The organism is Bradyrhizobium sp. 153 (genome assembly GCF_023073835.1).
Lineage (GTDB): Bacteria > Pseudomonadota > Alphaproteobacteria > Rhizobiales > Xanthobacteraceae > Bradyrhizobium.
The window spans coordinates 303,052-310,899 of the sequence record NZ_JADPKH010000037.1 but is presented as its reverse complement, the minus strand read 5'-3'; the positions used below and the strand labels follow the sequence as shown (position 1 = coordinate 310,899).

The following is a 7,848-nucleotide window of genomic DNA, read 5'->3' as shown; positions in this document are numbered from 1 at the left end:
GCAGCCCAGCTGTCGCGCAATCCGCTTCAGACCCCACCCGCACGCCCTCAGGCGCAACATCTCCGCCACGTCATCCGGCGTCTTCATCACCTGCCCCCGTGGATCAATCCACGACGAGCCTTCAGTGATTCGTTCCTGCTTCATTCACTCTCTCCCCAGCTATCCGACGAGGGGGCAATTCCTCGTGACGCTGAGGGGGCAGTTTTCCATGGCGCGCGACATCCCGGCCGAAAAGCAATCGCAGCGATCCGATCTGCTTTAGCCCCTATCTCTACCGCGCTCGCAACCAGGTCGAGCCGTTCTTCAACAGGACCAAACAATGTCGTCGGGTGGCGACGCGCTACGACAGGCTCGCTGCCAACTACCTTGCCTTCGTTCAACTCGCGTCAATCAGGCTATGGCTGCGCGTTAATGAGTCCGCGTCCTAGCACTACTTTGGCAGAATTGGTTTGTGCTGCAGTTTTTCACGGATACGTCTTCTGCAGTAGGGGCATCGCTGCGATGGCCGGTGCTTGACGAAGCGCGACCTGGCCGCCCTCGCACCATCAACGACGATCAGGTTGCCGCGGTGATCGAGCGGACGCTGCGGACGACGCCGGCCGACGCGACGCACTGGTCGATCCGGTCGATGGCGGCGGAAACTGGGTTTTCCCACACCACGATCCGCCGAATGTGGTCGGCGTTCGGCTTGCAGCCGCACCGTAGCCAGACATTCAAGCTGTCGAGCGATCCGCTGTTCGTCGACAAGGTGCGCGATATCGTCGGCCTTTATCTATCCCCACCGAACCGTGCGCTCGTCCTCAGCATTGATGAGAAAAGCCAGATTCAGGCGCTCGATCGCGAGCAGCCGGTCTTGCCGATGATACCTGGGGTGCCGGAACGGCGTACGCACAGCTATGTGAGGCATGGTACGACCACGCTGTTTGCCGCTCTCGATGTCGCTTCCGGCTTTGTCATTGGCAAATGCTACAAGCGCCATCGGGCGTTCGAGTTCTTGAAGTTCCTCAAAGAGATCGACGCTCAAATCCCTGAGGGGCTCGCTGTCCATATCGTCATGGACAACTACGCCACCCACAAGACACCCAAGATCAAAGCGTGGCTCGCTCGCCGGCCGCACTATCATGTCCACTTCACGCCGACTTCCGCGTCATGGATCAATCAGATCGAGCGCTGGTTCGCTGAGCTCACCAGAAAGCAAATCCAGCGAGGTGTTCACACCTCCGTCAGGCAACTCGAGGCCGACATCCGTACCTTCATCGAACTGCACAACAATAACCCGAAGCCCTTCAAATGGACCAAGTCCGCAGACCAGATCTTGGCTTCCGTCAAACGCTTCTGCCACAAAGCCCAGCAGACTTTATGTGGCGAACTTTAGATTCACGTGACTAGCACTACTTTGGCAGATTGTTGGATTTGAGCCTTTTATTAGGATTCCCGAATCGATTTTTCAATGATTCATGGGTGGTCGGCTCTTGGAGGGCTGACCATGGCAGAATGGGAAGACGAACTCGAACGCTGGCTGAAGCCGTTCTTGCAGCGGTTGGGTCATAAGACCCGGCAGCGGATGTGGCCCCTTTACGTTGCGGGATTGATCGGTCCTGGCGATCGCAAGAGCGTTCAGCCGATGGCAGAACGCCTCGCAACCGGCAACTACGATCAGCTGCACCATTTCATCGCCGATGGTGTCTGGGACGAGTCATCGCTGGAATCTGAGTTGCTCAACCAGGCCGACGGGCTTGTCGGCGGCAAGGATGCGGTGCTGGTCATTGATGACACCTCACTGCCGAAGAAAGGTGAACGGTCGGTTGGTGTTGCGGCTCAATACGCGTCGGCTCTCGGCAAAACGGCAAATTGCCAAACGCTGGTGTCTTTGACGCTTGCGCGAGGTGAAGTGCCGGTGATGATCGCTTTGCGTCTCTTTCTGCCTGACAGCTGGACTAGCGACCTGTCTCGTCTAAAGCGCGCTCGCGTGCCGGTCGAACATCGAACGGCACGGTCCAAGCCGGAAATTGCTTTGGCCGAGATTGACCGCGCGATGGCAGCTAACGTGCGCTTTGGATCTGTACTGGCGGATGCGGGATACGGGCTCAGCGCACCGTTTCGACAAGGGTTGACAGAGCGCGGGCTGGCTTGGGCCGTCGGCATCCCTCGGCATCTCAAGGTGTATCCGGTCAATGTGAAGCTCATTTGGCCGATTACCAAAGTCCGCGGGAAACCCCGGAAGCACCACGTACCAGATATTTTGTCGATTGCGGCAGAACAAATGCTGGCGAGCGCCAGGTGGAAAACCGTGAGTTGGCGCAGCGGGACGAAAGGTCGACTGAAAGCCCGATTTGCTGCTGTCCGTGTCCGCACCGCCGACGGACCTCCGCAGCGGATATGGGATAAGGGTCAGCAGCATCTCCCGGGCGACGAAGCCTGGCTCATTGGCGAGCAACGTGCCTTAGGGGAGAAAAATACTATCTGGCCAACCTGCCTGCGTCGACGGATCTGCGCACACTGGCCGCCACCATAAAAGCACGATGGATCTGCGAGCAGGCGCATCAGCAGTTGAAAGAGGAGCTTGGACTTGATCACTTCGAAGGGCGATCATGGCAACGTCTTCATCGTCACGCACTAATGACCATGATCGCCTACGCCTTCTTGCAATACCGTCGCCTCGCACACGCGGGGCGGAAAAAAAGAATCAACGGGCCTCCGCCTCAGCCAACCATGCCCGCAGTACGTCACGCCATCGTCGATCTCATCCTACGGCAGCCATCGCAGCGATGCCCCTACTGCAGAAGACGTATCCGTGAAAAACTGCAGCACAAACCAATTCTGCCAAAGTAGTGCTAGAGGCCGGTCTCGCCGCCGAGTTCAGTTCACTCCTCTTGCTCGGCAGCTCGATTTGGTACGCCGTCTTCTGCCGAGTGTTCTCGCCTCTACATGTCGGAGCTTATTTCCATTCGAACCTCCCATGTTTTCCACAAACATATTCTCTGATTTTGCGACAAGGTCATCATGATTATCGACGATAACCAAATTTATCGCGTCGTTCCAACCAGCTGGGTTCCGTCAACCGCCTCGGCAAGGGAACTAGTTTCGATTTAGGCTTCGCATCAGCGTCGAATGCTTTGCTCGGCTTTTTGCGCGTGAAAGCGCACCCCGGTTACCGTCGCGCGCGTGTCGAGAAGGCGCGCAACCCAACATCGATCATGCGAAGCTCGCGAGCAAGCAGCAATGTCGGAATCCGAACTGACCGGACGCGTGGACTTGTCTCTAATTCGTCTGTTGCTGATAACGGAACTATATTGGCGATCAGCCTGGCGCAAATGCCGGGCTTTTCGTCGCTCTCCGAGGCCACGTGCGCCGGCTTCCGAGCCATGCCAATGACTGGATTTTCACCAGCGCGGTCTCGCTTCGGGGCTCACTCCTCGAGCACGCTATCGTTTCCCTTGAACTCTGCGGTGGTCTCACGCTCTGGGACCTGCTCCGAGTGATAGCGCGCCTCGCGCTGGCGCGGCGCCGGCCGTTCAGAGGGATTGCGACCGATCTTAGCTTGGAGTTCGATTAGATCGGTGAACACGTCGGCTTGGCGACGCAGCTCATCAGCTACCATTGGAGGATGGGCGGCGATCGTGGAGATCACGGTGACGCGGACGCCGCGCCGCTGCACGGCTTCGACCAAGGAGCGGAAGTCGCCATCACCGGAGAACAGCACCATCTGGTCCATGTGCTCGGAGAGTTCCATAGCGTCGACGGCAAGCTCGACGTCCATGTCGCCCTTGACCTTGCGGCGGCCGGAGACGTCGATGAACTCCTTGGTTCTCTTGGTGACGACGGTGTAGCCGTTGTAGTCCAGCCAGTCGACCAACGGACGGATCGAGGAATACTCCTGATCCTCGATGATGGCGGTGTAGTAGAAGGCCCGAAGCAGCGTTCCGCGGCTCTGAAACTCGTTGAGCAAGCGCTTGTAGTCGATATCGAAGTTGAGCGCCTTGGCCGTGGCATAGAGATTGGCTCCATCGATAAAAAGCGCAATCTTGTTGGGAGACGACATGATGGCGATCTCTGAAGCGCGAAGTGCCACGCTGCGAGCTCAGCATGTGAACTCGCCAATGAGGGGGCACCCCCAAAGCTTTTCATCGAAGCTTGACCGCACAAAGGTATAACGTAGTCCTTTAACCTTCAAACAATATTGCGAGTTCGCCAGGATGAATTCGTAAACATCGCCTGAAGACCGCATCGGGCGAATCGGGTGAAGACCTACCAACGAGCGCGGTTGGTTGTCCATGTCAAAAGAAGAAGAGGCACGACGCGTCACCTTCGAGAGCCGACTACCAGCGGACATGATGGCATCGATGGCACGTGGTGCCGTTCGTGCCTCAAGGTTGCTGCGGATTCAGGATCTGCACTTCAGGTTGAAAGATCAGTCCAGGCTTAACCCTGAGCGAGTTCTTCCTGCTGCCGTCTTCCACCGGACTGGCGACGGCCGTTGCCAGCTGGAGAGTGAACGGCGACCAGCTTCGGGTCACCTTCTTGCGCCAAAAGAAGAGGTTGAAGACGAAGCTCAGCTTAACTCCCTGCGGGCTCCGAAAATCCCGGAAGCACTGGAACTTTTTGCCTTCTGTACACTTTGTACCCTCCAGCCGGATGTTGTGCTGGGGGAAAACTTGCCAGATAAGCCAATCATCCTTGTCATTGAAGACGACGAGGCGATCCAGGCACTTCTTGAGGACGCGCTTACTGAAGGAGGTTTTGAGACCGCTTTCGTAACCAGCGGGGAGGAAGCCGTGACCCTCCTGAAACGGGGAATCGTCGCCTACCTTGCTGTGGTCACTGACATCAATCTCATGGGGAGATTTAACGGCTGGGAGGTCGCGCGAACAGCGCGCGAGGTCAACAGCAATTTCCCAATCGTGTACATGTCCGGCGCTGTTGCCGATCAGTGGTCGGTGCAGGGCGTCCCGAACAGCATCATGCTCCAAAAGCCGTTTGCACCCGCGCAGGTTTTAACGGCCCTTTCCAATCTGCTGAATGGCCGCTCGCTTGCATCAAGTAGCTGAGGCAGGACGGATGAAGCAGGCATCGATACTCATCGTTGAGGACGAGGCGCTCATCCGGATGATGCTTGTTCAAATGGTGGAGGAACTTGGACATCGAGTCGCGGCCGAGGCAGGGAGCGTCGATTTGGGTCAATCCCTAGCAGAAACGGAGGATTATGATTGCGCGATCCTCGACATCAACTTGCACGGCACCAACGTATTGCCTGTCGCCGAGGCCGTCGCTGGAAGAGGCATTCCCTTCCTTTTCTTGAGTGGCTACGGCTCTGGAGGTGTGCCCGATGCCTTCAAGGGAGTCCCTGTACTCAACAAGCCATGTTCGTCCGATGCGCTCATGCGCGTACTCGCGGTCATTCTACCGGATAGCACCACGCAAAAACCGGAAGATAAAGCGCGGACGATTTCGTGATCTTGGCCGCCCAACCTGGGCTCTGCCGCCCGGGGTTTGCGGTCGTAACGGCTCCGGCTATTACGCTCCTACTTTCAACCTCTCTGACTCAACCGCAATCGGGTCAGGGCGAGGAGTTCGAAACCTTTGTCCAAAGAGGAGCGAGAAGCGCTGCGCGACGTCCCACCAGAAATTCAATCTCCTTGAACGAGAGCCGTGGGCGCAAGCGTCTTGCTTCGTTTAGCGCCTCCACCGCCTCTTCTTTTCTGTCGAGTCCAGCCGCTATGAGTGCTAGAATCACACGAGCAACATAGAACTGCGGATCGCGACGACAGGCTGCCCGGATTTCCTCATGAGCCTGTGTGATCTGACGATGCCTCGCCAAAGCCAGAGCATAGAACGTTCCCCAGAACCCTAACCGATGATCGCGCGGGCTGAGCCGCATCCCGTGCTGCAATTTCTCGAGCCCCGTCACATCAATCTTCTCGGCAAAGCATTGCGCAGTCCCCAGCGCGACCCATGCCTGTGCATTGCTGGGGTCGCTCTCGATCGCCCGTTCCAGCAACTCCGTGCCTCTTTGCGTATCGCCCAGCTCTGCCAACGCGCAGCCGGCATAGCCAAGCACCTCGGAAGCATCGTGATCGATTGCCACTGCCCGTTCGGCTTCCGTGCGCGCTTCGGTCACGGCGGCAGCGCCCTCTGCGACGAGACCGAGCCGCGCGCCTAACGATAGAAAAAGGGCGAGCTGGGCGTGCGCGAGCGCAAAGTCAGGATCCAGGACCGTCGCTTGACGCAACAGCGCGGCGGCCTCGGTCAGCGTTTCTTCGCTCCACCCTTTGAGGCTGATCATCCCGGCCCCCTGACGGAAGCAGGACCAGGCGTTCGGACTGGCGTCGCGCCGACGCCGTATCAGGGCAACTTCAGCACGAACGAGCTCCGGCTCAACCCGGCCAGCGATCGCGCGCATCATTTGATCCTGCAGCTCGATGACCTCCTCGGCTTGACCGTCAAACCGGTCGGCCCAGAGTTGTGCGCCGGTCGTCGCTTCGACGAGCTGCGTGCCGACACGAAGCCGCCGGCCCACGGGCCTCACACTGCCCTCGATGATATAGCGGACTCCAAGCTCGCGCCCGATCTGGCGGCTATCGACCGAGCGGCCCTGGTAAGCAAAGGCGGATTGCCTGGCGATGACGATGAAGCCGGGAATCCGTGCCAACATCGTGATCAAATCCTCAGTCATTGCCTCCGTCAGAAACTTGAGCTCGCGCTCCTCGGAAAGACAGGTGAAAGGCAGCACAGCAATGGAGGGTTTGTCAGGGAGAAGCTGGGCGACCCCTTCTGACGGTTTGACCGGCTCTAACGCAGATGCGCTGGCATCAATCTGACAACGCCAGGCCCGCATCGGTTCGGCAATGTTCTTCAAGGTCTGCGGTCCCATATCGTCGAAGACGATATCGACCTTGCCCCGAATTTGCCGATGGGCGTCATCGGAGATGCAGACGCCTCCTGGTTCCGCAATCCCTTCGAGTCGCGCCGCGATGTTGACGCCATCACCGAAAATATCGCCCTCGTCGAAAATGACGTCACCGACGTGGATGCCGATGCGGAATTCGATCCCCACTTCCTTCGGAACGTCTGCGTTTTGCGCCACCATCCTGCGCTGGATCGCGATTGCGCTCCGCGCTGCATCGACTGCACTGGCGAACTCGACGAGCATGCCGTCGCCCGTGGTCTTGACGATGCGGCCGCGATGCGCGGCGATCGTGGGATCGACAAGAGCGCTTCTAATCGCCTTCAGCCGGGCCAGAGTTCCTTCCTCATCGGCGCCCATGAGGCGGCTGTAAGCGGCAACATCCGCCGCCAATATCGCTGCCAGTCGCCGGTCGACACGCTCGACGGTCAAAGAATTCTCCAGATTCGCAATTCTTAGCCTGACGCGCATCAAAGCACATCGGACCGCGCTGGACTAGGCCGGTGGTGGGTCACGATCGTCGGTTTGACTGGTGCCCTCTCACTTCCGATCCCTCCCGACGAGCAGACCAATTTGAGAGGCGGAGACAAATGCCTCGGCGTGATGTTCGGGCTCAGGGCCAAACTCAGACTCCCCGCGGCAAAGACAATGCTTGATGCGCCAATATGCAGTCGGCATTCGTGCCTAAGACAAAAATGATAGTGCCAAGAACCGCGAGCCCCAGGAAGGGACGGCCGTTGATGACGTTTTGGAAGCGTCGCCACTGCCGTCCCCGCTCCTTCCTTAAGGAGCGTGCCAGTCGTCAGTCACCTGAAGACCGTTGGCCTCGAAGTAGGCCAAGATGTCGGCAACACGCCAGTACGGATGGCTGTTTTTGTGCGGCCCAAGCTTGCGACAACGCGGGAAAGCGTTGTCTGCGTACCTAGGATCGTACATCAAACGCC

4 protein-coding genes and 3 pseudogenes are annotated in these 7,848 nt (G+C 58.3%); 5 read left to right on the top strand and 2 right to left on the bottom strand.

Translation table 11 applies throughout. The features are described from left to right. Positions 1–227: 227 nt before the first annotated feature. The 3 pseudogenes from IVA91_RS11220 to IVA91_RS11210 all read left to right on the top strand — a co-directional run. A pseudogene (locus tag IVA91_RS11220) lies at positions 228–428 on the top strand (transposase); the annotation flags it as partial. Positions 429–494: 66 nt separating this feature from the next. Next, positions 495–1,375, top strand: a pseudogene (locus tag IVA91_RS11215) (IS630 family transposase); the annotation flags it as partial. A gap of 75 nt (positions 1,376–1,450) precedes the next feature. After that, positions 1,451–2,798 (top strand): annotated as a pseudogene (locus IVA91_RS11210) (IS701 family transposase). A gap of 611 nt (positions 2,799–3,409) precedes the next feature. Here IVA91_RS11210 and IVA91_RS11205 read toward each other — a convergent pair. Next, the gene (locus IVA91_RS11205) at positions 3,410–4,042 is read right to left on the bottom strand and encodes an NYN domain-containing protein (protein WP_247458763.1); all 633 of its coding nucleotides are present in this window, start codon (positions 4,040–4,042) and stop codon (positions 3,410–3,412) included. A gap of 232 nt (positions 4,043–4,274) precedes the next feature. Here IVA91_RS11205 and IVA91_RS37095 point away from each other — a divergent pair, with 232 nt between their 5' ends. Together IVA91_RS37095 and IVA91_RS11190 are read left to right on the top strand one after the other, a co-directional pair. Beyond that, positions 4,275–5,048 (top strand): response regulator, encoded by a 774-nt coding sequence (locus tag IVA91_RS37095; RefSeq protein ID WP_346015478.1) that lies wholly within the window; start codon positions 4,275–4,277, stop codon positions 5,046–5,048. A 10-nt stretch (positions 5,049–5,058) separates the two neighbouring features. Next, positions 5,059–5,454, top strand: a complete 396-nt coding sequence (locus IVA91_RS11190) for a response regulator (protein ID WP_247458761.1) — start codon at positions 5,059–5,061, stop codon at positions 5,452–5,454. Between the two features lie 103 nt (positions 5,455–5,557). Here IVA91_RS11190 and IVA91_RS11185 read toward each other — a convergent pair whose 3' ends face one another. Continuing rightward, complete coding sequence (locus tag IVA91_RS11185; protein ID WP_247458760.1) at positions 5,558–7,336, bottom strand: adenylate/guanylate cyclase domain-containing protein; 1,779 nt, start codon at positions 7,334–7,336, stop codon at positions 5,558–5,560. Positions 7,337–7,848: the final 512 nt, after the last annotated feature.

Bases quoted from the DNA above. Each gene is read 5' to 3' on its own strand.
- IVA91_RS11205 (WP_247458763.1), bottom strand. From the start codon at position 4,042: ATGTCGTCTCCCAACAAGATTGCGCTTTTTATCGATGGAGCCAATCTC.
- IVA91_RS11190 (WP_247458761.1), top strand. From the start codon at position 5,059: ATGAAGCAGGCATCGATACTCATCGTTGAGGACGAGGCGCTCATCCGG.
- IVA91_RS37095 (WP_346015478.1), top strand. From the start codon at position 4,275: ATGTCAAAAGAAGAAGAGGCACGACGCGTCACCTTCGAGAGCCGACTA.